This is a genomic window from Agrobacterium sp. 22-210-1 (genome assembly GCF_053522525.1).
Genome location: NZ_JBNWCI010000003.1, coordinates 314,842 through 341,022, shown reverse-complemented (window position 1 = coordinate 341,022; position 26,181 = coordinate 314,842). Strand labels below are relative to the sequence as shown.

The window sequence follows — 26,181 nt, the reverse complement described above, 5'->3', positions numbered from 1 at the left end:
CCCCCGTTATTTTTTGTAGTTCACACGCCAGAAGTCCTGCCAGGTTTCGCGCGCATCCCAGTCGTCTAGGCTGGTGGCCATGCTGTAAGGCAGAATATCATCGAGAACCGCGCCGATACCCGAAGGCTCGTCGGCAGGCAGGCTCACCTCCTTGTTCGTCGACATCTTGCCGTCGATTGCCTGCGGCGCGATGCCTTCAGCGGTCATGATGTAGTGAATGAAGAGCTTCGCCGCGTTCGGGCTGTCCGTGCCCTTGGTAATCAGGCCGACGCCCGGATAAAGCCAGCCGGCCCACGGCTTCAGTTCCTTGCAGAGGCCGAGTTTCATGCCCTTTTCGGCGTTGTCACGGAACTTGGCCGAGCTGATAAGGCCCATGAACGCGTCCTTCTGGCCGGGCGAACCCACGGCTTCAGCGGCCGCGGCATCGGCATCGGTCAGAAGCGGGGCGTTGGCGGCAAGCGCCTTTACCCAGGCTGCGGTCGCGCTCGTCTCTGCGGTTTCGAGATCCTTGCCGTAGAGCGCCTTGTAGGCCGCCATCACCTCGCCATCGCCGTGCTTGGCCATCTGGTTGAACCAGTCGACATAGGATGCCTTGCCGAGCGGATCCTGCATCGCCACCTTGCCCTTCCACTTCGGGTCGGTCAGTTCCCAGATATTGGAAACGGGGCATTTGTCGAAAAGCTCGCTATTATAGGCCCAGACATTGGCGCTGGTGACGACGGTAAGCGGATCCTGATATTCCGGCGGAATATTGCCGGCCATATCCGGCGGCAGCCAGCTTTCGACAAAACCCATAGGAATAAGCTGAGCCATCGCCGCCGGCGCATCGCTGATGATCGAGACGTCGCCCTGAATATTGTTGGCGCGCGCCTCGCGGATGATCATTTCCAGCTGGGCCGAGGCCTTGACCTTCGCACCCTCGGCGCCCACGCCATATTTCGCGGCGAAGTTCTTCGCCATTTCGACGATCTTGCCGGTGCTGTCATAAACGGTGATCGGTTTTTCCTTTTTTGCCGCCTCGATCAGGGCATTGAGGTCGAACGGCTCTTCGGCATTCGCTGCGCCGCCAAACGTTGCGACAATTGCCGTTGCACATAACAGCCGGCTCAAACCCGTCATTGTCCGCTTCATACTGTTTCTCCTTCAGCCGTTTTTGCCGGCGTTTTCAGTTGTAGGTGCTGTTGCGTAGAACGGCGTCCGCCTCGGTGACCCGCTGCCCCTTTGCATCGAAAGCGTGCAGGGCCTCCGGCGGTACGTGGAAAAACACGCGGTCGCCGCTGTCGATACGCGGCAGGGAATGGGTGGTGAGGAACAGCGTGTGGTTTTCGCTTCTCAGCTCAAGAATCCAGCTGCCGCCGGTCGGCAGCACGCCCGTCACCGTCATTTCACCGGAGAAGCTGCCCTGCGGCACATCTTCCGGCTTCATCACGTAACCCATCGCCTCCGGTCGCATGCCAACCGAGGCAATGCCGCGCAGTTGCGGATAACGCGCCGCAAAATAGGCTTCCCCCTTGTCGGCAACATCAGAAACGCCGGGCTGGCCGAAGGTCAGGATATTGATCGGCGGGCTGCCAACGAATTCGGCAACGAAGCGGTTGGCCGGGCGGTCGTAAATGTCGTTCGGCGTGCCCATCTGCTGCAGCGTGCCCTCGTTCATGACGGCAATGGTGGTGGCAAGCGTCATGGCTTCCCACTGGTCATGCGTCACGAAGACGATGGTGGTCTTGAATTCCTTGTGCAGCCGCTTCAGTTCGGCGCGCATTTCCAGCCGCAGCCGCGCATCCAGATTGGAGAGCGGCTCGTCCAGAAGCAGAACGCCGGGATTGACAGCAAGCATACGGGCAAGCGCCACGCGCTGCTGCTGCCCACCGGAGAGCTGCGACGGATAACGATCGCGATATTTGGCGATGTCGAGCGCCTGCATGACGCGTTCGACACGGGCTTCGCGCTCGGCCTTCGGCAGCTTGCGCAGGCGCAGACCGAAATCCGTGTTGCGCTCGATCGTCAGGTGCGGCCACAGCGCGTAGCTCTGGAAGACGAGGCCCATTTCACGCTTTTCCGGCGGCACGAAGATGCCATCGGTAACGGAATCGATCACCCGGTCGCCGACGCGGATTTCCCCGCCGGAGAGGTTTTCAAGGCCGGCGATCATCCGCAGCGTCGTGGTCTTGCCGCAGCCGGAAGGGCCGAGCAGGCACATGAATTCGCCGTCGCGGATTTCGAGATCGAGATCGGAAACCGCATTTGCGGAATTTACACCGTAGTTTTTCTGCGCACCGCGCAGGTTGATGGTAGGCATCAGCTTCCAAGTCCTTCTGCAAGATTTGTGCGGGTCAGTTTCTGGGCCAGCAGCGTGCCGAAATAGGCGATGCCGGCGATGATCAGCACCACGGCGTTGGCGGCCTGCGTGTAGTGGTAATCGACCAGCCGCAGCGAATAGGTGGTCAGCACGTCCGTGCTCGGCACGGCGAGGATGACGAAGAGGCTCAAGCCCTTGATGCCCGAAATAAAGGGCAGGAGAACCCCGGTCACCAGCGATCCCTTCTGGATCGGGATCACAATGGAGATCATGCGGCGGAACCAGCCAGCGCCGGCAATCTGCGCCGCCTCTTCCGGGTCCTTTCCAAGCTGCGTCATGGCCGAGATGCCGGCGCGTGAGGCATAGGGCATCTGGTCGGCAATCAGCGCCAGGATAAGGATCGTCACCGTGCCATAGAGCGCCGGCATCGGCCCGCGCGGAACGGCAAAGAGCGACAGATAAGCGGCGGCAAAAGCGATGCCAGGCACGAGATAGGGCAGGAACGTTACCTGTCGCAGATAGACCGACAGGGCGCGCACCGGCGTGCGGATGACAACATAACCGACCAGGAGACCGAGAACGCCTGATGTCAGCGAGGCAAGCCCGACGATCATCATCGTGTTTTTCGCCGCCGCCCATAGATCGGGGCTCAAAAGAACGCCGGTCTGCAAGGCCACGGTATTGAGGTTGGTTCCAATCCAGTAATCGAGCGTGAAGTTGTCGAGCGTGAATTTGGCCGGCATTTTCATGATGGTCGAGAGCGCCAGCGTCAGAAGCGGCAGGCCGACGCTGAGGATGAAGATGGCGGCCGCAAAGCCGGTTGCCGGAAGCCGCATCTTGCCGAGGCGGTTTTGCCGGTTCATCGAGCCCTTCGAACCGATGGTCACGAACCGGCGCGCTTCGCGAACGAGGCGCGCATCGATCATCAGCGTGATGATACCGATGAGCATGATCGAGGCCGCAACGACACCGGCAACACCGGTCTGGCGCGAGGCGATGCTGCGAAACAGCGAGGTGGACAGGACTTCGAACTTCACGGGCAGCCCGAGAACATAGGGTACGCCGAATTCACCGAGGCACTTCGCAAAGATCAGCACCATGGAAGACAACAGCGCCGGGCGCATCAGCGGCATGATGACCTGCAAGGCCACCTGATAACGGTGTGCACCGAGAATACGCGCGGAATCTTCAAGCTGCGAATCGAAACGGCGAAGCGCCGAGCCAAACAGCAGGATGACAAAAGGCGTATAATGCAGCGCAAGGATGATGGTGATCGGGAAACGCCCATAGGCAACCCAGTCCGGCGGCGTCAGGCCGATTGCCTCAAACCAGCCGGGCTGGCCGCCAACGGTTCGGTTCTTGAACAGTGTCGTCCAGGCCAGCGCAAAGGTCCAGGCCGGCAGCATATAAGGCACAATCAGCGCGGTGGCGAACCAGCGCCGACCGAACATATCCGTGCGGCTGATAAGCCAGGCAAGCACGGTGCCGATGACCAGCGAAAGCGAAATCGCCCCGAAAGCCACTGTCAGCGTGTTAAAGAGCGGCCGCCAGAAGAGGTCAGTCGCGACAGGCGAGAAAAACGCCCTGTCGAGATAATAAAGCGTGAGGTCGCCAACATCCTTGCCAAGGCGCCTTTCATGGCCAAACTGGACGCGGACAGCGTCGAGAATGATCGAAATGATCGGAACGACGATCAGATAGGTAAAAAGCAGGGCCGTCAGGACGCCGATCAGCGTCGTCGGCTCCCGGAGCGCGACCTTGAGGCGATATCGCCAGGCCTGCCATGCCGAAGGCGCGGTCGCAGGGGGACGCCCCAATGCCTCCGCCTTCGTTGATTCGCTTAAAAGAGCCATTATCTCTCCCCGTATGGCCACACCATTGCTCCGACACGCCGGCAAGCACCTGCCTTCGCGCAGCCTGAGAAACAGACGGCGCGTGCGTGACCTTCAACAATGCATCAATGCTTCAGAAGCGGGCTTCCAACCCGCCCACAACGATGATCCCAGCTCCTCCCGAAAACATCGCCGGCAAAGCGGAAGTAGAATAAAAATTCCATAACTCACTTCACCTTGGAATGCATGATCCGTCTTAAAAGACGTTTTGTCAACGAAAAAATGCACACGTGATCACTATCTTATTTATTTGTTTTAAAACGTCTTTTTGTCACAAAACTGTAATTTTTTGAGCACGCTATTCAGCGGAATGTTTTTCCCGGCGCGACGACAATGGAACGAATGAGACGTTTCACCGGGATATGCCAGGTCATCCTGCTCCAGCGCAGCGGCAGGCAGTCGAAAAATTTCGATAGGAATAGCCGACGCCACATCGCCTGTGATATCAGGCTTAGGATTTCGCAACCGGGGAAGTTGAATGGCGAGAGGGTTCGTGACAGCCGAAGAGGTGGCAAAAAAGGCCGGGGTCTCGCGCTCCGCCGTCTCGCGCACCTTCACTCCCGGCGGCAGCGTTTCGAAGGTGGTGCGGCGCAAAGTGCTGAAAGCCGCGCAGGAACTTGGCTATCGCGTCAATCGTCTGGCGCAGGGCCTTAATAATGATCGCTCCAACCTCATCGGTGTCGTCGGCGCCAACCTGAGTTCGCCCTTTATTTCAAAGCAGCTCGATCTGCTCAGCATCGGCCTTCTGCGTCGCGGCCTGCAATGCCTGCTCTTGAATGCGGCGGATGCGCGCAAGGACATCGCACCGCTGATCGAGCTTCTTTTCGAGTTCCGCGCCCAGGCAATCGTCGTTCTCTCCGGTGAACCGCCGGCTTCAATCGTCGACGAATGTATTGCCAATGGCGTGCGCCTCATCCTCATCAACCAGCGTCTCGACCGCACCGATACCAATATGGTGCTGAGCGACGATTCCCACGGTGCCGACCTTGCCGCCATGCGGCTCGTGGCGGCCAAATGCCGGAAGGTCGCGGTCATTTCCAGCGGCAGCCAGACCCCGGCGCAGCTGCGCCGCGCCGGCGCCTTCACCCAGCGCATGACCATAGAAGGCATCGAGGTCGTTGCCTGGTCCGGCGGGCCGACAAGTTATGACAGCGGTTATCGGGCCGGCTGCGAATTGCTGGCCGACAAGGCGATCGATGGCGCTTTCTGCGTGACCGATCTGCTGGCGCTGGGTTTTATGGACGCCGCGCGTCTGGAAATGGGTCGCCGGGTGCCGGAAGATCTCTCGATCGTCGGTTTCGATGATATTCCACAGGCTGGCTGGAAAAGCTATCAACTGACCACCGTTGCCCAATCCTTCGACGCGTTGACAGAGAAAGTCCTGACCGCGCTCGACAGCGACCTGCCGGAAACCCGGCTTCAGGTCGTGCCCGTTTCCATGGTCGAGCGCATCACCGCGCGCTAACCCGCCTGCTTGATGCGGCTTTCGATCAGGAGGCCGCTTTCATCAAGGATCGGATGGGCGACGGCGGCGATATGGGCGTTGATGCGTTTGAGATCGCGCAACATATCCAGATGCACGGAGCTGGTCTGGATGCTGTCGGCCCGGCCATCGCGCAGGCGTTGCAGGTGGCGTTCCGAAGACTGTTTTTCGAGGCGCCGCACATCTTCCTTCACTTCCACCAGCCGCCGGGCAAGATCGGCATTGCGGGTCGCGAAAACCGATTGCGCCATGCGGATATTGTCGAGTGTGACGGCGAAAAGACGCTCCAGCTCACTCTTGCCGTCAGCGGAAAACTGCAGGCCAAGATCGATCTTCTTGGCGATTTCCGGACGGATGCCTTTCTCGATGATATCGCCGATATGTTCGAGATTGATTGCATATTCGACGATATCCATCGCGCGGCGCTGGTCTTTGCGGCAAAGCCCATCCTGACCGACCTTGGAGACATAGACCTTGATGTCATGCTGGATACGGTCGACCCGGCCTTCCAGCATGCTGATATCGTTGAGTTTCGTCACGTCGCTATCGCGCATCGCTTCGCTTGCCTGCCGTAGCATGCGCTCGATCAGATCGCCGACCAGCAGCACCTCGCGGCTCGCACCGGCAAGTGCTGCGACCGGCTGGTCGAGATCGTGACTGTCGAGATAGCTGCGGCTGCTTTCGCTCCCCTCTTTTTCCGGCAGCATTGCCTTCGTTACCCGCAAAAGCAGCGGCGAGAGCGGCCATGCGATGGCGGCAACAGCCAGATTGAAGAAAAGATGCGCATCAACAGCGAGATTGGCGTGCGAAAAGGGTGACATATCCAGAAGCGCCGCACCGTAACCGGCAAGAGGCAGGGCCAGAAGACAGCCGATGGCCCTGACGATGAGGTTGCCGACAGTCACCCGCCGCGCCGCAATCGGCGCTTTCAGCGTTGCCAGCACCGGCGGAACCGCACCGCCGAGATTGGCGCCGAGAACCAGCACGATGATCAAGCTCGTTTCGATGCCGCCACTTGCCGCGAGCGACAGGATGAGAACGACAATCGCAAGACTGGAAGAAGCCAGCACCGCCAGGACGGCGGAGAAAATCAGCGCCACCGGCCAGGCATTGCCAAGCAATGAAATGAAGAGACCAAGCGCCGGAGATTGTCTGATCGGATCGGTCGCCGCGGAAAGAAGATGCAGGGAAAGCAGCATCAGGCCGACACCGGCAAGGGCCGCACCCGCTCCCTGCCGCTGCGCCGATTTTCCGCGGAGCAGGATGACGCCGGCAAGGATGAGCATTGGCGACAGCCAGCCAAGCCCGAGCGCGACAATCCACGCTGTCATCGCGGTGCCAACATTAGCCCCCAGCAGCACAACCTGCGCCATGGCCGGCGCGATAAGGTCTTTTTCAACGAAGGAAGCGACCATCAGCGCGGTCGCGGTCGAACTCTGCAAGGCGATCGTCGCCACGAGACCGGCAAAGAAGGAGCGAAATCCGCCCCGCGTGCCGGCGGCAAGACCGGTGCGAAGCCTGGCGCCAAATGCGCGTGACATGCCGTCCTTAATCTGCGCAAGGCCGAAAAGCAGCAATGCCACCGCGCCGAACAGATTGATGCTGACAACGACCGATTCCATCGGATCACCTCGCGTGTCGTTCCTGCCGCCCGCTCTGCACTCAGGGCTGCGATGCAGCGGCCCGTTGCAAAACCTTCAGATCAAACCGCTACGCGCTCATATTGTGGAGCGAGCTGAAGCGTGAGATCACGCGAACTGCCTTCAGCACGCTCTATAAACAGGCCGAGCGCACCGAAGAAGATTTCGATAAAGCTTTGAACGGAACCGTCGTGACGATCCGCCTCACGGCCGAAGCGTTCCGCCAGCACCCGATAGAGGGAAAGCCGCTCCGGCTGGATATGCGGCAGGGCAAGACCCGCGCCCTGACGAAGGCAATACCAATCGGCAATCAGCTCGAACATTGGCAGTTCAGAAGCCAGCACGAGGCCATCAGATGGGGAGCCGCCTTTTTTTCCGATCAAGCCAATAACGTCCTGCACGGTTTTATTCGCAATGGCCGCCACAACCTCCGCCGGCCATTCCTTGATGAAATAACGGTGCCTGACCAGCGCCCGTTTGTGGCCAAGCAGAAAATCACCGTAGTTGCCCGCCGCAAACGCCTGGTCCTCATCCTCGCCAGCCAGAGCCGTTTCCTGCGCATAGCCTCGGCAAATGCGGCTGTTGATCGGCAGAGCATCCATCTCCACCGTCTCCACAGTGATTTCCTGGCGCGACGGATGGACAACCTTGAACGCGGGCGGAAAGGCAACCAGCGACGGCACGGCGATATTGGTGAGGGAATTCTCCCCGTCCCCGCGCCTTGTCACACCTTCCACATGCAGGTGCCCGCTGAAATGGATGGCAAGCCCGGCGTCACGCAACGCATCCTCCACCGCCTTGCGCGGCGTGCGGCGCACGACATTGGTTTCGCCAAACAGTGCGCCTTCGGCACCGCTTGCACCATCAAAAGGATCGAGCGCCGGATAGTGGGAAAAGCCAAGTAATGTCTTGCCGAGCGCCTCTGCCCTATGCCGCACATCGGCAATCCAGTCGATGATGAAGGGCTTGCAGCGCAAAAGCGCGTTCCAGCCACCGGAGGTGCTATCGGTGAAGGCCGCTTCCTCACCTTTTTCGAACGCACCGTCGAGCGGTTCGAAAATATTGGCGTCGATCATCAGTAGCCAGAGACCCGGCTCCGGCTCGACGAGATAGGAGGCGTCCATCAGCTGGTAGACATTGTGCCCATCGGGCGAGCGCACCTCGTAAAGGCGGTCCTCCGCCAAGTCGGAGAGGCCGAACGGCGTTTCCCAGTGAATATAGTCCGGCTGGCGGAAATATCCGAAAGCCGACATGGGCCCGAGGCCCACTGGATAGCCCTCGCAATACATCCGGTCGCTAATAACAACCCGCTCTCCAGCGCGCCGTGCATCGCTCGAAACAGAAACGCATCGGCCATTTTCCGTCAGGAACTCCTTGGTATGGTGCCGGCCGCGCGGGCCGAAAATATCGTGGTTTCCGGGCAATGCATAAAAAGCGGTGCCATGGGCGTCACGATGACGCTCGAGAATGCCCTTCAGCGTTTCGGTGGTCGCCCGCTGGCCGTCATCGGTATAATCGCCAAGCAGCACCACATGGCGGATGCCGCGTTGCCGAACCGCTTCGAGTGCGGCATGCAGCGCATCGGCACTCTCGTTGAAAACCCGGGTGGATTCGCGTGTGTCCGACCAGCTGCGCATGGTGATGCTCTCACCATCGATCTCGATGCCCGGAAATCCGAAATCGGCGGCCGTGTCATGAAAATGCGCGTCTGCAATGACGGCAACGGAGGGAAGCGCACGTGTCAGCATGATTGGGGGGTCTTTCTGCCTTCAACCATGTCGATCCAGTCGGAAGCACGGCGGGCGGCGGCATAAAGCATGGGTTTCGGCGTCTCGAACCATTCGTCGGGCCGCAATTCCCGCCTGGTGCGGATCACGGAAACCGCGTCGTCAAGGGTGGGGTAAAGATGCGGCTGCTGCTTATGGAGGAAAAGCGCCACCAGCGAGACGGAGCGGCTGCGGCCACTGCGGCAGTTGACCAGCACATTGCCGCCATCTGGAAACGGATAGGTCTCGCGTTTCGGCATGGTCTGGCGAAGCGCACCGTCAAGAATGTAATAGGCCCCCAGCATCATCGTGTCGGGGCTGCCCTCCCCGTCGATCAGGCCAAGCTTGTAATAGCGGATGTCACCATAACCCACAGCGCGTTTGTCGCCCTCTTCCGCCATTGCCTGCACGAGATTGACATCGAGGTTGACGGCGCAATTGACAACGGTGGTAATGCCGTGGCGGCGCAGGAGCCCGAGATCGCTCGCACCATCGCTGCCGCCGATATAAAGCGCAGCATTATGCGGGCCAAGCCCTTCCGCGATCAGGCTGATTGCAGGCCGGGCATAAACGGGTCCATCCATGTCATTCCTCCACATGCACCAAGCCGCCCTTTCAAGGACCAAGCTTCGCCTAAAATCAGGCCAATGCGGCCTGCTGCCCACCCGACGGCTGCCGCCCGGCCAAAGGTATGCTCGATGCCTCACTGACACCTTTGGCAACACCGCCGGCTGCCGCCAGCACCGGCCCGCCATCCTCAAGACTACCGACTTCCAGGAAGGGGCAGACATCGCCGCCAGCTTCGCTGACGAGTAGCAGTCCCGCAAGACAATCCCATGAATTCATATGCAATTCGAGATAGGCATCGGAACGGCCATCAGCCACATAGGCAAGCGCCATGGCCCCGGAGCCGGCGCGGCGGACATTGGTGCCCATATCGAGCAGGTTCTTGACGACATCGAGATAGATGTCATTCGCCACGCGGGTCGACCAGCCCATTTCGATCGACGCCGCATCGAAACGTTCCGTCTCCGACACCCGGATCGGCAAGCCGTTACGCGTCGCCCCCTCGCCGCGGCGGGCAAAATAAAGCTCATCAAGGGCGGGGTTATAGATCGCGCCGAGCTCGGTCTGTCCGTTTTCGACATAAGCGATCGAGATGCAGAAATGCGGAATGCCGCGTGCGAAATTCGCAGTCCCGTCGATGGGATCCACGACCCAGACGCGCTCGCCAATCTCCCCGCCGCCTTCTTCCCCGAAAAAGCTGTCGTCAGGAAAACACGCCGCGATCGCGCCGCGAATATGCGCTTCGGAGGCAGCATCCGTCACCGTCAGGAAATCCTGCGGCCCCTTCATCGAAAAGCTGCGCGTCGCTTCGCCCTGAAAGCCTTTCAGCACCAGTTCCCCGGCGGAAAGAATAACGCTGCGGCAGAGTTCGGCGCGAGCCGTCAATGTATCCGGATAAGGCATCGAGTCCATGCGCAACAACCATTTCCCTTAGAGTGAACGCGTGTTCATATTGCACACGTGTTCAATGTTTTCAAGCCCGATTTTGGAGGAATTGATTGTGTCGGATCGGACATCGCCAATCCTGTCAGCGCACGACGTCCATCGCAATTGATGACGCCGAATTAAACGCTTGCCTTGGATCGTTCAAGACGTATCAGCGCGCTTTGATCAATGCAAATGGGATGTTGCGAAAGACAACCACATGCATCTCGAGGTTGATTTGGTTCTTCCTCAATTAACCCTGTGTATTTCCAATGATGTAACCGCACTTATGTTATGAACGCCGCTCTGCACTTGATGAGCGGCCAATGAAAATACTGAGTGCCAAACAAAAAATTCAAAATTTCATGTCTGTTCGATCTGACAATCCGGACTTGCTGAAAGCACAGTATCGCGCCTTCACACGGCAGATGCCGATGATGTATTTCATACTGCTTTCAAGTACTTGGGCGCTTGCCATTACGCATATGCAATTGGCGCCGTTTTGGCTCACCGTTGGAATTCCTGCTCTTTTCACCCTTGGCTGCACCCTCAGGGTCGCATTCTGGTGGAAGACACGCGGCATCGACCCGAATCCGAAAATGGCTCACGCGGCACTCCAGCGCACAAACCGCCTGGCGATCGGCATCGCCATGGCATTCACGCTCTGGTCTTTTTCGCTGGTGCCTTACGGGGACGCCTATACGCAGTCTCACGTCGCCTTCTACATGGCGATTACCGTGATTTCCTGCATCTTCTGTCTGATGTATGTGCGCTCTGCCGCCTTCATTGTTACCCTCATCGTCAACGGCGCATTCATCGTCTTCTTTCTGGCGTCACGGCAACCGACATTCATTGCCATTGCCATCAATGTTCTCTTGGTCTGCGCCGGCATGATGTCCATCCTATTGACCAACTACCGCAATTTCGAGCGTATGGTTGTCTCCCAGCAGCGTACGGAAGCGCTGAGCAACGAGAACCTGCTGCTCGCCAATATGGATAGCCTGACCGAGCTACCCAATCGCCGTGCTTTTTTCACCCATCTGGAAGTCGAGCTGGAAAAGGCCAGAGCCGCAGGAACCCGTCTGGCGCTGGGCGTTATCGATCTCGACGGCTTCAAGCCGGTCAACGACCTCTACGGACACTCCGTCGGCGACAGACTGCTGGTCAATGTCAGCAAACGCCTCACCGCCAGTCTGAAAGCCAGCAAGGCGTTCCGGCTGGGCGGCGACGAATTTGCCATCGTTGCTCCGATCATACCTGATGATGCGCAGCTCGTTGCCAATGCCAATGCAATTTCGGAACAGCTGAGAGCACCCTACCATATGCCGGAGGGAACGGTGCATGTTTCCGCCTCAATGGGGATAGCCGTCTTTCCAAATCTCGCCTCCACGCTGGAACAGCTTTTCGACAGGGCAGATTATGCCCTCTACCATGCCAAGAAGACCCGACGCGGCGATGCCGTCCTGTTCGACGCGGAACACGAAAAGCAGATCAATATCGAAGCCCGCATCGAGCATCTGCTCAAGCAGCGCGATATGGAAAACGAGCTTTCAGTTGTGTTCCAGCCGATCGTCGATATACGCGATGGAGGGACCGACGGTTTTGAAGCGCTGGCGCGCTGGCATAGCCCGATCCTCGGGCATGTGCCGCCCACCCAATTTTTCTCCATCGCCGAGCGAGCCGGCATCGTCAGTTCGCTGACGCGGCCGCTTCTCAAGAAGGCACTGGCTTCCGCGTCACAATGGGAACCCTCCCTCAGGCTATCATTCAACCTCTCGGCCCATGATCTCAATTCCTGCGAAGGCGTGCTATCGCTGATCGGCATTATTGAAAACAGCGGCTTCGACGCACGTCGTCTGGATTTGGAAATTACCGAGACCGCCTTTGCACATGATTTCGAACAGGTCAGGCAATCGGTCGAAATGTTGCGGCGTCTTGGCTGCGGCATTTCGCTGGACGATTTCGGCACTGGTTATTCCAGCCTGACGCGGCTGCATGCCCTGCCTCTCACCAAGATCAAGATCGACCGCAGTTTCGTTACGAATCTGCACGAAAAGCCGGCGAGCTACAAGATCGTGAAATCTCTTCTCACCCTCAGCCGGGATATGGAACTGGAATGTGTGGTGGAGGGGGTTGAAACACCGGAAGAGCTTGCAGCCCTGGAAGGCCTCGGCGCCACGCTGGTGCAAGGCTATATTTATGCGCCGCCGCTGCGAGAAGAAGATGTCGATGAATTTCTTTCCGAGCGCCAGGCAAGACGCACCGCATTGTAGGAAAATCGCGACCGTTCATCGCAACTGCCCACGGCAGAAGCTGGTCCTCGCCGGGCGGCGAAGACAATTTTTCAGAACACCCTTCGCCTGAACGAAATCGCAGGACGATGGCTGGTTGTTTTCAGGACCTGTCCTGATCAGGATACACGGCCGGACTGAAGCGGCCAGAACCAGATCGTTTCCGAATTATAATAGCAGGCCGAGGCGCATTGGGCTGCTTCCGCACCACCCCGCACGAGGTCGATATGACCGCCACCGCTATAGCCGGGGATATTGTGGAACGCCACGACGCCGTTGCGCGCGCCAATTCCGGTTCGTGCCGTTGCCGGTGTAAAAGGCTCAGGCTCGCCGAGATAGCCCGTTCTTTTCAATAGATTGGCAAGGCGGCGCATATTGACCTCGATGCCCTTGCCGGCATAGGGGCCCTTCTGGATGCGATGCGAACCGGGCACGATGTTGATGCCCGATTTTATGAAGGCGATGCTGACGCGGATCGCGCAGGTATTATGGTAGTTCGGATTGCCGATATAATCTTCCCAGCCGATTTCCGTGAAAAGATCACGCTGGCTGATATAGTTGGAATGTGACGGCTCGCTGCTCGGATAATTGCCGTATAGAGTGTCAAAGTTAACGCGCATGGCTTGTCCCACTAGTTACTTTTCTGCTCACAGGGAAAGGAGACCTTGAGCGCCTCCCGCACGAGAGTGGCTGCCTGTTCATCCAGTTTTTCCGCAGGGATATCGCCGAGATAGGTGTAGATCCGATCGGTGAGTTCATGGGGCGCCACGGCACCCGCACCGCACCAGTCCGATCCGCTCGTCAGATCGGCCACACCGGCGATATAGGCGCTGGATTTCGCGACGGAAACCAGCCGGCGCATTTCCGGATCGGATACTTCCGGGGCAAGTTTTCCTTCGATTGCCTGTTTCAGTTCGGCACCGGAGAAAATCCATGTCCGCTCTGCCGCGCCGGCCGATGAAAGACCGGACAGAGCCAAAACAAACGGCACGGAAACAAGAAACGCAAATGGGGAGCGCATGACAAACCCGCCTCGTCCAACGTGGATGAGAAACATCACGACGTGAGCTTCAAAACTTTGATGAAAACGACCCGGTGCCGGCCGATACCGGCACCGGGTCGCGTCGCTATCAGGCGGCCTTGGTCGTCGCCAGATCGTAGGAGGCGATCATCGGAGACTGCGGCGAGTTGTTGTCGTCGAACGGTGTGTACTTCACTTCCATTTTGGTGAAGTTGAGCTTGATGGTCTCAACCGGACGGTCACCGCTGGAATCCACCGAGTAGCTGGCGATAAGCGTATTCGTCAGCAGGTACTCGATATAGGTGTTACCGGGATTGCCCGTGGTTACCATGTGGACCGTTGCGAGCTTGCCTGTGCGGCCGGCGCAGGCTTCCTGGAAAAGCTTGGTGGAAGAAGAATCGCTAACCTTGGTCAGAATGACTTCCGAAATCGTCGGTTCGGATGCTTCGCGGTTTGCAGCAGAACCAGCAGAGGTGTTCATGTTGCGGGCCACGTTCCAGTGAATGGCCTCGATATCCATCCACTTGCGATGTTCTTCATGTGTGGCGTCGCCCTGGATACCGTCAATCTGCAGATAAATTGGCATGCTGTAAGCTCCTGTAGCTGAAATGACCTCTTGCTTCGAGGCCGAGTTACCCTTCGTCTAATGCCGCATGCGTCGGGTAGACCCTTCCGACGCGGCAACTTCACCCATCCCAACCCTTTCGGTTGCGACGAATTCATTCGTTTCCCCAGCCGCTTCGGCACGAATGCCGAACCTGATTCCGTCAAAATCGACAGTGACCTCTCCGACCCGCTCTCCGGCAACGACCTTCTCAAGGAAAAAGCTGGAAAGCGGCGGCAGGAGATCCTTGCCGATCATGATTTCGATGGCGCGCGCGCCGATGTCGCTCGCGCCGGCGCGCGCCACCAGTGCGTCACGCGCCACATCGGACAAGCTCAGGTCGGCGCCATATGTTGCAAGGACGCGCTCGCTGATCTTGCCAATCTGCATATCCACGATCCTCGAGAGCTCCTCCGTACCCAGCGGCATGAAGGGAAGAATGATCGTGCGCCCGAGGAAAGCGGGCTTGAACTGTTTCGTCAGCTCCGGCATCAGAAGCGCTTCCAGCGCCTCGCCCTCCGGCATCGTTTCGGGATCGGCCGAAAGTACCGAAAGCAGTTCCGAGCCGGTATTGGCCGTCATGAAGATCGTGGTGTTCTTGAAATCGACATCGCGGCCTTCGCCATCACGGAGCACGCCCTTGTCGAACACCTGATAGAAGATATCCTGGACGCCGGGATGGGCCTTGTCGATTTCATCAAGGAGCAGAACGCCGAACGGCCTGCGCCGCACCGCCTCGGTCAGCACGCCGCCTTCACCGAAACCGACATAGCCGGGTGGTGAGCCGAGAAGCAGCGAAACCTTGTGCTCCTCCTTGAACTCCGACATGTTGATCGTCGTCAGGTGGCTGTTGCCGCCATAGAGCAGATCGGCCAGCGACAGTGCTGTTTCGGTCTTGCCGGTTCCGGACATGCCGACAAGGAAAAACACGGCGGGCGGACGGCGTGGATCGGACAAACCGGCGCGGGCGGTGCGCATGGCATCGGCAATCCGGCCGATTGCCACATCCTGCCCCACAACCCGCTGCCGCATGCGATCATCCAGCGTGCGTGCACTTTCGATCTGGTCCGCCAGAAGTTTGCCAAGCGGAATACCGGTCCATCGGGACACCACAGATGCAATCGCATCCCGGTCAACCACCGTCGGCACAAGTCTTTCCGCGTTTGCTGGCTGTGCTTCACCGATGGGTCGCAGACGGGAAACATTCGATGCGTCGGTTTGCTGCGGCGACTGCTCTTCGCTCAGCGCCGCCAGTTCGGCCATTTCCGCATCATAACGGCCGCGCAGATCATCAATCCCGCTTTCAAGCCTCTCAAGCTCGTCGCGTATCGACTGGATACGGCTTTGCATGTCTTCGTCCTGCGGTTCCCGCAGAAGCCAGTTTAACTCATCGGACAGAAGGCGGCGTTCGCTTTCCATGGCGCGCAGCCGTTCGGGCAGGGTCTGCCGCGCCAGCGAAACGGCGGCGGCTGCCGTGTCGAGAAGGCTCACCGCCTTGTCCGGCAATTGCCGTGCCGGCATATAACGCGCGGATAGCTGCACAGCCGCCACGATCGCCTCGTCGCGAACGACAACGTTGTGATGGCTGACGAAGGTGTCGGCGACACCACGCAACATGCGTATTGCGGTCGCCTCATCCGGCTCGCGCACGTGCACGGGCTGGAAACGACGCGTCAGCGCCGCGTCCTTTTCGAAATATTTCTTGTATTCGCTCCACGTCGTCGCCGCGACGGTCCGCACCTCGCCCCTTGCGAGAGCGGGTTTAAGAATATTTGCCGCATCGCCCTGACCGGCGGCACCACCCGCACCGACAAGGCCGTGCGCTTCATCGATGAACAGGATGACGGGCTCCGCCGAGCGCTTCACCGCATCGATCACACCATGAAGACGACGCTCGAACTCGCCCTTCACACCGGCGCCGGCCTGAAGAAGTGAAATGTCGAGGTTCAGAAGACGGACGTTACGCAGTTTTTCCGGAACGTTTCCGGATATGATCTCCAGCGCCAGCGCTTCCGCAACCGCCGTTTTGCCGACACCTGCCTCGCCCACAAGGATAGGATTGTTCTGTCGGCGGCGCGTAAGAATATCGACGAGTTGGCGCAGCTCATCATCGCGGCCAATCACCGGATCAACCTTGCCGTTGCGGGCATCGGCGGTCATATCCTGGGTGTAAAGGCGCAAAAAATCGTTCTGGCCGGCGGCCTGTCCGGAACTTGCAGGCGCGGAAGACACATTCGCACCGGTATCGCCTTCAACTGAACTGCGGAGGCGCTCCAGCGCCGCACGATCCATCGCCTTCAGCGACGGAAATGCAGAGCGGACGAAGGAACGGAGCGAGGTTTCCTCATCCATCGCCAGCAGCAGGTCGCAAAGTGTCACCCGGTCCCGCCCAGCCTCCAGCGAAGCGAGGACCCAGGCCTCCCGGCCCGCTGTCAGAACGTTCTGCGAGAGCGACAATGCGTCGCCGTCCCCGATAATCGCCTCGTCGAGACTGCGGCCGATTTCAGCCTGCAATACCGGAAGTGGAATTTTTAATTCTTCGAATGTTTCCGCATAGATACCAGCATCTACAACCGCCAGCAGCCAATGCGGGATATCCACGTACCTGTGCCCCCGACGCACCGCGACAGAAGCCGCAGCTTCAAGGGTGACGCGCAGGTCAGGCTCAAGCGCTTCGATGAGGCGATTGAGATCGATATGCGACATGCAATGAGCCTCCTGCCCCGGTCCATTCCACAACGTGACGTGGAATAACTATGATGATGAAACCGAGTTGTCCACCCCGAAGTTTATTTTTTGTCGGGTGAGATTAAGCAGTAGACGCCACAATTTAGACACATTTTGAATAAGTCTGTCTGAGGAATAGCCTTACGTAAGGGAAGTAACTACAAAAAATCCATTACTATTTTCTGGGGATAGACTGCTCTTGAACGCGCCGCATGTTAAAAGAGATATAGAATTTTTTGGAGATTGCGGAGAAAACATCCGCATCGATTCAAGAACGCGTGAAATATACTATAGAATTAAGGATGAAAGAAACCAGGCACGCACAGAAGAGCGCGCTGCATCCCCTCAAGATAACCTGAAGATCTCCAGTAGCTGGGACAGTGTCAGCAATCTTGGATTGCAGATTATATATTCCGAAAGCAAGGACATAGAAATATTGGCATGGCTCGCCGAAGCAAGCCTGCGGCTGCGGGGATTTCACGGACTACGTGAAATCTACGACCTTTGCAGTGATCTTTTTTACAACCACTGGGACTCATTACGGTCGATCAGCGACGACAATGACGAAGAAAAATTTGCACCTTTCGCGGGATTAAATGGCATTGGCAGCGAAGGAACGCTTGTTCAGCCGCTCCGGCTTGCGCCGCTGATCCCCGGAGGGAAATTTGCCGAACATAGTCTCTGGGATTTCCAGCTGGCGCAGCGGCCGAACGAGAGCAAACGCCGCGAGGAACTGTATCGGCTGGCGTCCGAGGCGGGCGTTGCCGCCATGTCGTCCCATCTGGCGGAGGTGAATGCCTGTCTCTTAGCATTTGATGCGATCATGGCCGTTCTGTCCGAGCGTTGCGGCCAGGCCGCTCCCCCGAGTTCGAACATACGAAACACGCTCATCGAAGCAGCCGCCGCCATTCGCACGCTTGGCGGGCGGGACCTGGAGCCGGCGCCGGTTGAAGCGGCCGCAGCCGCCGCGAGCACGGATGAAATTGGGCAACCCGTCATGCGCGCACCCGTGGCCTCCCCGGAAGGCATATCATCACGCGACGAAGCTTTTGAAACTCTTCTTTCAGTTGCGCGTTACTTTCGCCGTACCGAGCCGCACTCACCGATCTCGCTCTCCATCGAAACGCTGGTTCGCAGGGGACGCATGGATTTTTCGGAACTGCTGGCCGAGCTTCTGCCCGAAACGCAGGCCCGCAACGCAGTTCTGACGGCCGCCGGTATCAAACCCGGCGGAGAAAACAACGGAAAATAACAAACTCGGGGCAGACACCGCCCCATAACAGTCATCCATGCCAAAGGGCATCAAGGAGGTTGAAATGGCAAGTGTACACGAAAAGCTGGAACGGGTTCGCAAGCCCCGCGTCCACATCAAATACGAAGTTGAAACCGAAGGCGCGATGGTGGTCAAGGAACTGCCCTTCGTCGTCGGCGTGCTGGGTGATTTCTCGGGCAATCCGACCCAGCCCCTGAAGCCGTTCGGTGAGCGCAAATTCGTTCAGATCGACCGTGACAATTTCGATGAAGTGATGCGTCGCATGACGCCGGGCCTCAACATTTCCGTGGCCAATACGCTGCAGAAAGACGGGACGGACATGCAGGTCAACCTGAAGTTCGAGAGCATGGACGATTTCGAACCCGGCGCCGTCGTGCAGCAGGTTCCCGCGCTCAAGGCGCTTCTGGATGCACGCAACGAGCTGCGTGACCTGCTTTCCAAGGCCGACCGTTCGGAAGATCTGGAGCGGATGCTCGAAGATATCCTCCAGAACAAGACGGACCTCGCAACGCTGGTTTCCGAACTGAAGGAAAAGAACGGCGCAAGCGAATAATCGCCTGTGCGGAGGAAAACCTCCCCGAACGGCCCTCGTAGCGGGGGCCTCAACTGTTCAAGCGGCATTTTAAAGCCGCATGTGGAAGGACTGGAACATGAGCGCTGAAAGCCTGCTGAAGAATGAAGCACAGGCAACGACCGCCGAAGATCAGGGACTGTTGTCCAAGGTGGTTGCCGCAACCCGCCAGACCGAACCGGACCGCGCACAAAATCTGCTGCGCACGCTGACCGATCAGGCCCTGAAAGGAACGGTCAAATACGACCGCAACCTCACCGTCACCCTCAACCACGCGATCGCCGAGCTGGATCGGACGATTTCCGAACAGCTCGCCGCGATCATGCAAGCGCCGGAATTCGCCAAGCTGGAAGGCACCTGGCGGGGGCTCAACTATCTCGTCAAGAATTCCGAAACGAGCGTCAACCTCAAGATCCGCGTCATGAACGCCGGCAAGCGGGAACTCGCAAGGGATCTCGAAAAGGCCGTCGAGTTCGATCAGTCCCGGCTTTTCAAGGCGATCTACGAAGACGAATTCGGCACCCCCGGCGGCGAACCGCTCGGCGCCATCATCGGCGATTACGAATTCGACAACTCTTTCGATGACGTGCAGCTGCTTCAGGGTGTCTCGTCGATTGCAGCGGCGGCCTTTGCACCGTTCATTTCCGCCGCCAGCCCGCGCATGTTCGGTTTCGAGGACTATCGCGATCTCGCCCGGCCGCGCGATCTGGAAAAGATCTTCGACACGGTGGAATATGCCAAGTGGCGCAGCTTCCGCGAAAGCGACGATTCCCGTTTCGTGACGCTCGCTCTGCCGCGTGTTCTGGCGCGCATGCCCTATGGCCCGAAGACCAACCCCATTGATGATTTCGCCTATGACGAAACCAAGGGTGCGGTGAACGGCGATCTGCAGCATGATGAATATTGCTGGATGAACGCCGCCTACGTCATGGGCACGAAGCTGACAGAGGCTTTTGCAAAAAGCGGCTGGTGCACGGCAATCCGTGGCGCGGAAAATGGCGGCCGGGTGGAAAATCTGCCCATGCACGTCTTCTCCAGCGATGACGGCGATCTCGACCTGAAATGCCCGACGGAAGTGGGCATTACCGACCGCCGCGACGCCGAACTCGGCAAGCTCGGCTTCCTGCCGCTCTGCCACTACAAGAACACGGACTATGCGGTGTTCTTCGGCGCCCAGACGGCGCACAAGCCGAAGCTTTACGACAAGCCGGAAGCTACGGCCAACGCCGCCGTTTCGGCCCGCCTGCCCTACATCATGGCCACGTCGCGCTTCGCGCATTATCTCAAGGTGATGGGCCGCGACAAGATCGGCTCCTTCATGGAAGCGTCCGATTGCGAAGTCTGGCTCAACCGCTGGATCGCCAACTACGTCAACGCCAATGACGAAGCGGGCGAAGAAAGCCGGGCGAAATATCCGCTGCGCGACGCCAAGGTGACCGTGCAGGAAGTGCCCGGCAAGCCGGGCGCCTATAATGCCGTCGCATGGATGCGGCCCTGGTTGCAGATGGAAGAACTGACGACCTCGCTGCGCATGGTCGCCCGCATTCCGTCCAAGAACTGAGCCCGGACCGGGGTGGTCCGCCACCCCGGCCCCGTTCATCATCCGGAGCCCGCTCATGGCGCATCAGTCCTTTCCGGACGCCCGCCTTTTCGCCGACCAGCTCATCGCTCTCATCGACGATGCGCTGAGCGGCCAAGTGAACGCCATTCTCCACCATGCCGATTTTCAGGCGATGGAGGCGAGATGGCGCGGGCTTGCCATGGTCGTTCGCGAGGCAGGCCGAAGCAGCGACGTCAAGGTGAAACTGCTGAACGCCAGCTGGCGCGACCTCGCCCGCAACACGGAACGCGCCACCGACTTCGACCAGAGCCATCTTTTCGAAGTCGTCTATAACCGCGAATTCGGCATGCCGGGCGGCGAACCGGTCGGCCTTTTGATCGGTGACTACGCGTTTTCCCCTGATGATGTCGAAGGCGCCGATTCCATTACCACGCTGTCGCAGATCGGCATGGTGGCGGCAGCGGCCTTTTGCCCCTTCGTGGCCGCGGCCGCACCTTCCGCCGTCGGGCTGGAAGACTTTACCGAACTCAGCCGGGTTCACGACTTTTCCTCGCTGAAGCAGGATAAATCCCGGCTGCGATGGAATGCGCTTCGCGCCCGCGACGATTCTCGCTTCATCGGCCTTGTCGCGCCGCGCATCCTGCTGCGCTCCCCCTACAGGCCCTATGCGCGCGAACGGGATGACGGTTTTCCCTTCCGCGAGCAAGTGGTGGAAAGTGGAGAGACCCTGCTGTGGGGCAACGCCGCCTTCGCCTTTGCGACCGTGGTTGTGCGCAATTTCGTCGATTCTGGCTGGTTTGCGGATTTGCGTGGTGTGACGCAGGACGCCGTGGATGGCGGCATGCTCTCGTCCCGGCAATTGCCGCCGCTCGATCTCGGCATCGAGAGCAACGGCCTTTCCGCTCAGCCACCCGTCGAGGTGCAGCTGACGACCGGGCAGGAACAGCAATTTTCCGATCTCGGCATCGTGCCCGTCTCCACCACCTATCTGTCCGGCATGGCGATCCTTAACGCCAACCAGTCCCTGCATGCGCCCGGCCATTATTCCAGCGAAGCGGCGCGGCAAAACGCTCGCTTGGCTGCCATGCTTCAATATGTGCTGTGCGCCTCCCGGTTCTCGCATTACCTCAAGGTCATCATGCGCGACGATATCGGCCAGCTGAGCGATGCCTCGACGATCGAGCGCAAGCTGGAAAGCTGGCTTTCCTCCTACACGCTCGGCAATGACGATGCGGAAGCGGCGCTGCGCACGCGCTACCCGCTGCGCTCTGCCGGGATCAACGTCTTCGAGGTTCCCGGCAAGCCCGGAACATTCTCCTGCACCGTGCGCCTTCAGCCGCATTTCCAGCTCGATGACGTCTCCACGAGCTTCCATCTCATTGCCGAAACCATGATGCAGCCCACCGCCGCATCCGGGCCTTCGGCCGAGCCACAAAGGATATCCGCATGACGCTGCGCGACGACATTTCCCGCCTTCTCGATGATGACCGGCTGCAGGACGCGATCGGTCTTGCGCGCGAACACGTCAAAACGAAGCCTACCGACAAGGACGGCCGGCACTTCTATATCGACCTGCTTGTGCTTGCCGGCGACTATGAGAAGGCCGATGCGCAATGCAATCTGGCCGCAACATTCTCGCCGCAGGAAAGCGTCGGCTTTTCCCTCTTCCGACACCAGCTGCGCGCCATGGCCGCACGCAATGCCTGGTTCGAGACCGGCGCGGTGCCGGATTTCCCCGGCGGTCCGTCGGAACTCGATCAGCTGGCGATCAGGGCGAATATCGCCGCACGCAGCGGTGATGCGGATGCCGCCAAAGCCGCACTGGCTGAACTCGATGAAAAACGCGGCACCGTGCCGATCGGCCATAATGGCAAGAGCGCCGGCGATATTCGCGACCTGGACGACCGGATTCCGCATGCGCTGGAAGTGCTGACCAATGGCGGCCGCTACCTCTGGATCGATTACGGTCGCATCGAGAGCCTCACCATCGACCCCATGAGCCGCCCGCGTGATCTTGCTTTCCGCGGCGGCGAACTGACGCTGCGCGACGGCGCGGTCGCATCCGTGCTGCTTCCGGCCATCTATCACGGTGCGAAGGACGATGTCGGCCTTCTCCTCGGCCGCGAAACGCGCTGGAGCGAAGGCGACCAACCGCTGGCGACGGGGCAAGGCCAGCGCTGCCTGCTGATCGGCGACGATGTTGTGCCATTCCACGAGATCGGTTCCCTTTCCGCCGCCTCCGACGATGAAAGGCAGATCGCCCGTGGTTGATCCGCTCGAGCAATATCGCGCGCGGCAGCGAACGCTGTCACGCTCCGTTCTGGACCGGCTGCTGGATGATGCACCGGATGCGGAAACGGATGCGCTCGTCAGCCTGACGGATCAGGCGCGCGAGATGCGCGAGGTGATCCGCCGCGATCTCGAGGCATTGCTCAATACCCGCCGTAACCCCGCCGGCCCGCCGACAGCGCTGAAAGAGCTTACCGATGCGCTGGTGAGCTATGGCGTGGACGGCATTCTCTCGGCCAATCTGGTGACGGATGCCTCCAAGGCGCGGCTCGCACGCAGCATCGAGCGACGGATTTCGCTGTTCGAAACCCGCCTTGCCGACGTGCATGTCGCGATCCTAAAAAACCGCACGGATGGCGACCGGGCGCTTCGCATGCGTATACAGGCAAGCTTCCGTCTTCAGGAAGGCATGCCGCCGATCAGCTTTGAATCCCGCATCGATCCGTCCACGCAGCGTTTCCTGGTGGAGGCGACGAATGGCTGACGGCTTTCTCGAAAAATACAATGACGAGCTTTTCGCGCTCCGAAAACGCGCATCGCGTTTCGCAGCGGCGTTTCCGAAAATCGCCGGCAGACTGCGCATGACGGGCGATGTCGCCGACGATCCGCATGTCGAGCGGCTGATCCAGAGCTTCGCCTATTCCGCCGCCCGTGTACGCCAGAAGCTGGACGACGAGTTTCCGGAACTGACGGACAGCCTGCTGGAAACGCTCTATCCGCATTATCTTGCGCCGATCCCTTCGATGAGCGTCGTTCAGTTTGCACCCAGCCCCGCGCTGGCGACTGTGCAGCCGCTTCCGCGCCACAGCGAAATTCTCGCCGAACCGGTGGGCGGCGAGAGCTGCCGTTTCCGCACGACGCAGGAGGTGGAGATCGTTCCGCTGCAAATCACTGCGGCGACGCTTTCCGGCCAGCCGATCGATGCGCCTTTTTCGGCGTCCTTCGCCGGTGCGGCGAGTTGCCTGCGGCTTTCACTGCGTAGCACGGCGCCACGCGGCAGCACCTTCCCGGAAATGGGGCTGACAAAACTCCAGATCTTCCTGTCTGCCGCCTGGCAGCAGGCAACAGCGCTTTACGAGCTTTTGACCAACCACTGCGTGGGCATGGCGCTGGCATGTCACTCCGAAGACAAGGAGGCGGTTTTTCTGCCCGCCGCCAATCTCAGGCCATCGGGTTATACGCGCGATCAGGCCATGCTGCCCTATCCGGCCAACAGTTTTGACGGATACCGGCTTCTCACCGAATTTTTCGCGCTGCCGCAGAAATTCCTCTTTCTCGATATTGACGGTCTGCACAGATGGAGCGGCGGCAATTGTGAACTCTATATCTATCTGGATGCGGCGGATACGCGGCTGGAGCGCATGGTCTCCGTCAAGGATTTCGTGCTGAACGCCTCACCCGTTATCAACCTGTTCAAGCAGAATTGCGAACCGCTGAGCCTGGATGGAACACGCACGGAATATCGCCTTCTGCCGGACGCAAGGCGGCAGCGGACCCGTGAAATCTACGCCGTCGAAAATGTCGAGCTGACCAGCCGCTCCGGGCAGACGGAAAAGACCTCGCCGTTTTTCGGGCGCACCCAGCGCAATAACGGCTCGAATGTGTTCTGGCAGATCCAGCGCCGCTTTGACGACGATGGCTCTTCCGATACCGATATCGCCTTCGTGGATCAAAAGCGCGGGCCGCTCGGACCGCTCGACATGGTGGCAAGCGTCGATACGCTCTGCATCAACCGCGAATTGCCGAGCCAGCTTCCCTTTGGCGGTGGGCACCCCTTCCTCCAGCTTTCGGCCGGCAACGAAGCCGTGAAGTCCATCCATGCCCTGATGCCGCCAACGGCGGCCATCCGCGTCAACGAACGCTCGGCGCGCGAATGGCGGCTGATTTCGCATCTGCTGCTCAATCATCTCTCGCTTTCAGACAATGGCGGGGCTCCGCTGAAGGATATTCTGTCGCTTTATTCCTTCAGGGACAGCCCGGAAACCCGGCAGCTGGTTGAATCGATCAGCAATGTCGAGGCCCAGAATTCCCACGCACGGATCGGCTCGGCGATGGTGCCGGGAACGGACATCACCGTGGAATTCGATCCGGCGCTCATCGCACGCCCCGCCGCCTTCATTTTCGCCAGTGTGCTGAACCACTTCTTCGGCCTCTATACCTCGATCAACAGTTTCACCCGGCTGACGGCGACGATGCGCGGCCATTCCAAACCGATTGCCCGCTGGCCAGCCCGTGCGGCAGACCGGCCTTTGCTCTAGGAGATCGGGATGGAACAGCAAATACCGACACTGAAAGATCAGCAGGCCGCCCTTCTCAGCGCCGATCCCGGCCGTTTCGACCCGGCCACCGCTTTTCGCGTTGCCCAGCATGTCTCGGATGACGGGCTGACGATTGCGGCGCATGGCGGTGTGCAGCCCACGGCACTGGCGATCAGCGGGTTCGGCCGCAAACACGGCATTTCCCAGCTGAAATCGGCCTTCGCCCCGATTGTCGGGCCACTTGGTTCGCTGCCGCCAGCCTATGGCGAATTGCTGCAGCGGGAAGAGCGCAGTCGCTCCGGCGCACTGGCGAGCTTCTTCAATCTGTTCGCAGCCAGATTCAGCGAGCTGTTTGTAACCGCTTCGGAAAAATATCGCCTCGCCAGGGGATTGCGCTGGTCCGATCAGGAAAAAAACAACGGCTTCCGCAAGACGCTGCTTGCGCTTACCGGGTTTCGCACGGCCGGCCTGACCGAGAAGGCCGGCGTGACCGAAGATACGCTTCTGCGCTTCAGCGGGCTTTTCGCCAGCCGCAATCGCAATGTCTCGGCACTCACCTCGACCCTTTGCGAATTTACCGGGCTTCCGGTGGTCGTCGAACAGTTCCGCAGGCGATGGGTGCCGCTGCCGCTTCACGAACAAAGCCAGCTCGGACAGGCATCAGGGCTGCGGCTGGGGCAGAATACCACGGCTGGTAGCGCCGTGGAGGATATGAGCGGCGGCTTCCGGGTCGTCATCGGTCCGGTTGCCTATGCGGATTATCTGGCGCTGACGCCCGGATCGAAACGGCTGGCCGAGATATTTTCGCTGACGCGGCTCTTCGTCGGAAACGCGCTCGATTTCGATGTGCAGGTGATTCTGAAAAAGGAGGATATTCCCTTCTGCCGGCTGGGCCAGCCCGATGCTCCCGCCCGTCTTGGCTGGAACAGCTGGGCCCGTGTGGCACCGGCAGAAAAAGACAGCACCGACGCCATCGTGACCGAGCGGGAAGGCTCGGTAATCTCCGTGTGAGGGC

At 59.4% G+C, this 26,181-nt stretch carries 21 protein-coding genes; 10 read left to right on the top strand and 11 right to left on the bottom strand.

Annotated features, from left to right (window positions below):
* Nucleotides 1-6: 6 nt before the first annotated feature.
* Genes ACQZ5F_RS19875 through ACQZ5F_RS19865 form a run of 3 tightly spaced genes read right to left on the bottom strand, consistent with a single transcriptional unit; the run spans nt 7 to nt 4,152 of the window.
* Complete coding sequence (locus tag ACQZ5F_RS19875; protein ID WP_448730780.1) at nt 7-1,131, bottom strand: ABC transporter substrate-binding protein; 1,125 nt, start codon at nt 1,129-1,131, stop codon at nt 7-9.
* A 34-nt stretch (nt 1,132-1,165) separates the two neighbouring features.
* Nucleotides 1,166-2,299, bottom strand: a complete 1,134-nt coding sequence (locus tag ACQZ5F_RS19870) for an ABC transporter ATP-binding protein (protein ID WP_046801011.1) — start codon at nt 2,297-2,299, stop codon at nt 1,166-1,168.
* Nucleotides 2,299-4,152 carry an ABC transporter permease gene (locus tag ACQZ5F_RS19865; RefSeq protein WP_046801012.1) on the bottom strand — a complete coding sequence of 618 codons (1,854 nt, stop codon included), beginning with the start codon at nt 4,150-4,152 and terminating at the stop codon, nt 2,299-2,301. The genes ACQZ5F_RS19870 and ACQZ5F_RS19865 overlap by 1 nt, the downstream gene beginning before the upstream one ends.
* Nucleotides 4,153-4,669: 517 nt before the next feature.
* Here ACQZ5F_RS19865 and ACQZ5F_RS19860 point away from each other — a divergent pair.
* Nucleotides 4,670-5,656 carry a LacI family DNA-binding transcriptional regulator gene (locus ACQZ5F_RS19860; RefSeq protein ID WP_225244560.1) on the top strand — a complete coding sequence of 329 codons (987 nt, stop codon included), beginning with the start codon at nt 4,670-4,672 and terminating at the stop codon, nt 5,654-5,656.
* Here ACQZ5F_RS19860 and ACQZ5F_RS19855 read toward each other — a convergent pair.
* The 4 genes from ACQZ5F_RS19855 to ACQZ5F_RS19840 all read right to left on the bottom strand — a co-directional run bounded on the left by ACQZ5F_RS19855 (nt 5,653) and on the right by ACQZ5F_RS19840 (nt 10,559).
* Complete coding sequence (locus tag ACQZ5F_RS19855; RefSeq protein ID WP_046801014.1) at nt 5,653-7,296, bottom strand: Na/Pi cotransporter family protein; 1,644 nt, start codon at nt 7,294-7,296, stop codon at nt 5,653-5,655. The two genes, ACQZ5F_RS19860 and ACQZ5F_RS19855, sit on opposite strands and share 4 nt — an antisense overlap.
* 80 nt (nt 7,297-7,376) lie before the next feature.
* Nucleotides 7,377-9,062, bottom strand: coding sequence for a metallophosphoesterase family protein (locus ACQZ5F_RS19850; protein WP_225244559.1), 1,686 nt, complete (start codon nt 9,060-9,062; stop codon nt 7,377-7,379).
* On the bottom strand, nt 9,056-9,664 hold the full coding sequence (locus ACQZ5F_RS19845; RefSeq protein ID WP_225244558.1) for a dual specificity protein phosphatase family protein: 609 nt from the start codon (nt 9,662-9,664) through the stop codon (nt 9,056-9,058). Before ACQZ5F_RS19845 ends, ACQZ5F_RS19850 begins: the two co-directional genes overlap by 7 nt.
* Nucleotides 9,665-9,719: 55 nt before the next feature.
* Nucleotides 9,720-10,559 (bottom strand): inositol monophosphatase family protein, encoded by an 840-nt coding sequence (locus ACQZ5F_RS19840; protein WP_225244557.1) that lies wholly within the window; start codon nt 10,557-10,559, stop codon nt 9,720-9,722.
* 338 nt (nt 10,560-10,897) lie between these two features.
* Between ACQZ5F_RS19840 and ACQZ5F_RS19835 the strand changes: the two genes are divergently transcribed.
* Nucleotides 10,898-12,844 (top strand): putative bifunctional diguanylate cyclase/phosphodiesterase, encoded by a 1,947-nt coding sequence (locus ACQZ5F_RS19835; RefSeq protein WP_225244556.1) that lies wholly within the window; start codon nt 10,898-10,900, stop codon nt 12,842-12,844.
* A 137-nt stretch (nt 12,845-12,981) separates the two neighbouring features.
* On the opposite strand, the gene ACQZ5F_RS19830 is transcribed toward ACQZ5F_RS19835, so the two are convergent.
* The 4 genes from ACQZ5F_RS19830 to tssH all read right to left on the bottom strand — a co-directional run bounded on the left by ACQZ5F_RS19830 (nt 12,982) and on the right by tssH (nt 17,193).
* On the bottom strand, nt 12,982-13,482 hold the full coding sequence (locus ACQZ5F_RS19830; RefSeq protein ID WP_046801019.1) for a type VI secretion system amidase effector protein Tae4: 501 nt from the start codon (nt 13,480-13,482) through the stop codon (nt 12,982-12,984).
* Between the two features lie 11 nt (nt 13,483-13,493).
* Nucleotides 13,494-13,883 (bottom strand): Rap1a/Tai family immunity protein, encoded by a 390-nt coding sequence (locus ACQZ5F_RS19825; protein WP_046801020.1) that lies wholly within the window; start codon nt 13,881-13,883, stop codon nt 13,494-13,496.
* A 109-nt stretch (nt 13,884-13,992) separates the two neighbouring features.
* Nucleotides 13,993-14,469: an Hcp family type VI secretion system effector gene (locus tag ACQZ5F_RS19820; RefSeq protein WP_046801021.1), complete on the bottom strand. Its 477-nt coding sequence runs from the start codon at nt 14,467-14,469 to the stop codon at nt 13,993-13,995.
* Nucleotides 14,470-14,526: 57 nt separating this feature from the next.
* Nucleotides 14,527-17,193, bottom strand: a complete 2,667-nt coding sequence (gene tssH, locus ACQZ5F_RS19815; protein ID WP_225244555.1) for a type VI secretion system ATPase TssH — start codon at nt 17,191-17,193, stop codon at nt 14,527-14,529.
* A 220-nt stretch (nt 17,194-17,413) separates the two neighbouring features.
* Here tssH and tssA point away from each other — a divergent pair, with 220 nt between their 5' ends.
* From tssA to tssG, 8 genes are all read left to right on the top strand, one after another.
* Nucleotides 17,414-18,466 carry a type VI secretion system protein TssA gene (gene tssA, locus ACQZ5F_RS19810; RefSeq protein WP_082178842.1) on the top strand — a complete coding sequence of 351 codons (1,053 nt, stop codon included), beginning with the start codon at nt 17,414-17,416 and terminating at the stop codon, nt 18,464-18,466.
* 64 nt (nt 18,467-18,530) lie between these two features.
* Nucleotides 18,531-19,040, top strand: coding sequence for a type VI secretion system contractile sheath small subunit (gene tssB / locus ACQZ5F_RS19805; protein WP_010973761.1), 510 nt, complete (start codon nt 18,531-18,533; stop codon nt 19,038-19,040).
* Nucleotides 19,041-19,137: 97 nt separating this feature from the next.
* On the top strand, nt 19,138-20,619 hold the full coding sequence (gene tssC / locus ACQZ5F_RS19800) for a type VI secretion system contractile sheath large subunit (RefSeq protein ID WP_046801024.1): 1,482 nt from the start codon (nt 19,138-19,140) through the stop codon (nt 20,617-20,619).
* 55 nt (nt 20,620-20,674) lie between these two features.
* Complete coding sequence (gene tssC, locus ACQZ5F_RS19795; RefSeq protein ID WP_046801025.1) at nt 20,675-22,069, top strand: type VI secretion system contractile sheath large subunit; 1,395 nt, start codon at nt 20,675-20,677, stop codon at nt 22,067-22,069.
* On the top strand, nt 22,066-22,890 hold the full coding sequence (locus ACQZ5F_RS19790; protein ID WP_448730779.1) for a type VI secretion system accessory protein TagJ: 825 nt from the start codon (nt 22,066-22,068) through the stop codon (nt 22,888-22,890). The genes tssC (ACQZ5F_RS19795) and ACQZ5F_RS19790 overlap by 4 nt, the downstream gene beginning before the upstream one ends.
* The gene (gene tssE / locus ACQZ5F_RS19785) at nt 22,883-23,392 is read left to right on the top strand and encodes a type VI secretion system baseplate subunit TssE (protein WP_137087652.1); all 510 of its coding nucleotides are present in this window, start codon (nt 22,883-22,885) and stop codon (nt 23,390-23,392) included. Before ACQZ5F_RS19790 ends, tssE begins: the two co-directional genes overlap by 8 nt.
* Nucleotides 23,385-25,166: a type VI secretion system baseplate subunit TssF gene (gene tssF, locus ACQZ5F_RS19780; RefSeq protein ID WP_448730778.1), complete on the top strand. Its 1,782-nt coding sequence runs from the start codon at nt 23,385-23,387 to the stop codon at nt 25,164-25,166. The genes tssE and tssF overlap by 8 nt, the downstream gene beginning before the upstream one ends.
* Nucleotides 25,167-25,175: 9 nt before the next feature.
* The gene (gene tssG, locus ACQZ5F_RS19775; protein WP_225338400.1) at nt 25,176-26,177 is read left to right on the top strand and encodes a type VI secretion system baseplate subunit TssG; all 1,002 of its coding nucleotides are present in this window, start codon (nt 25,176-25,178) and stop codon (nt 26,175-26,177) included.
* Nucleotides 26,178-26,181 lie beyond the last annotated feature (4 nt).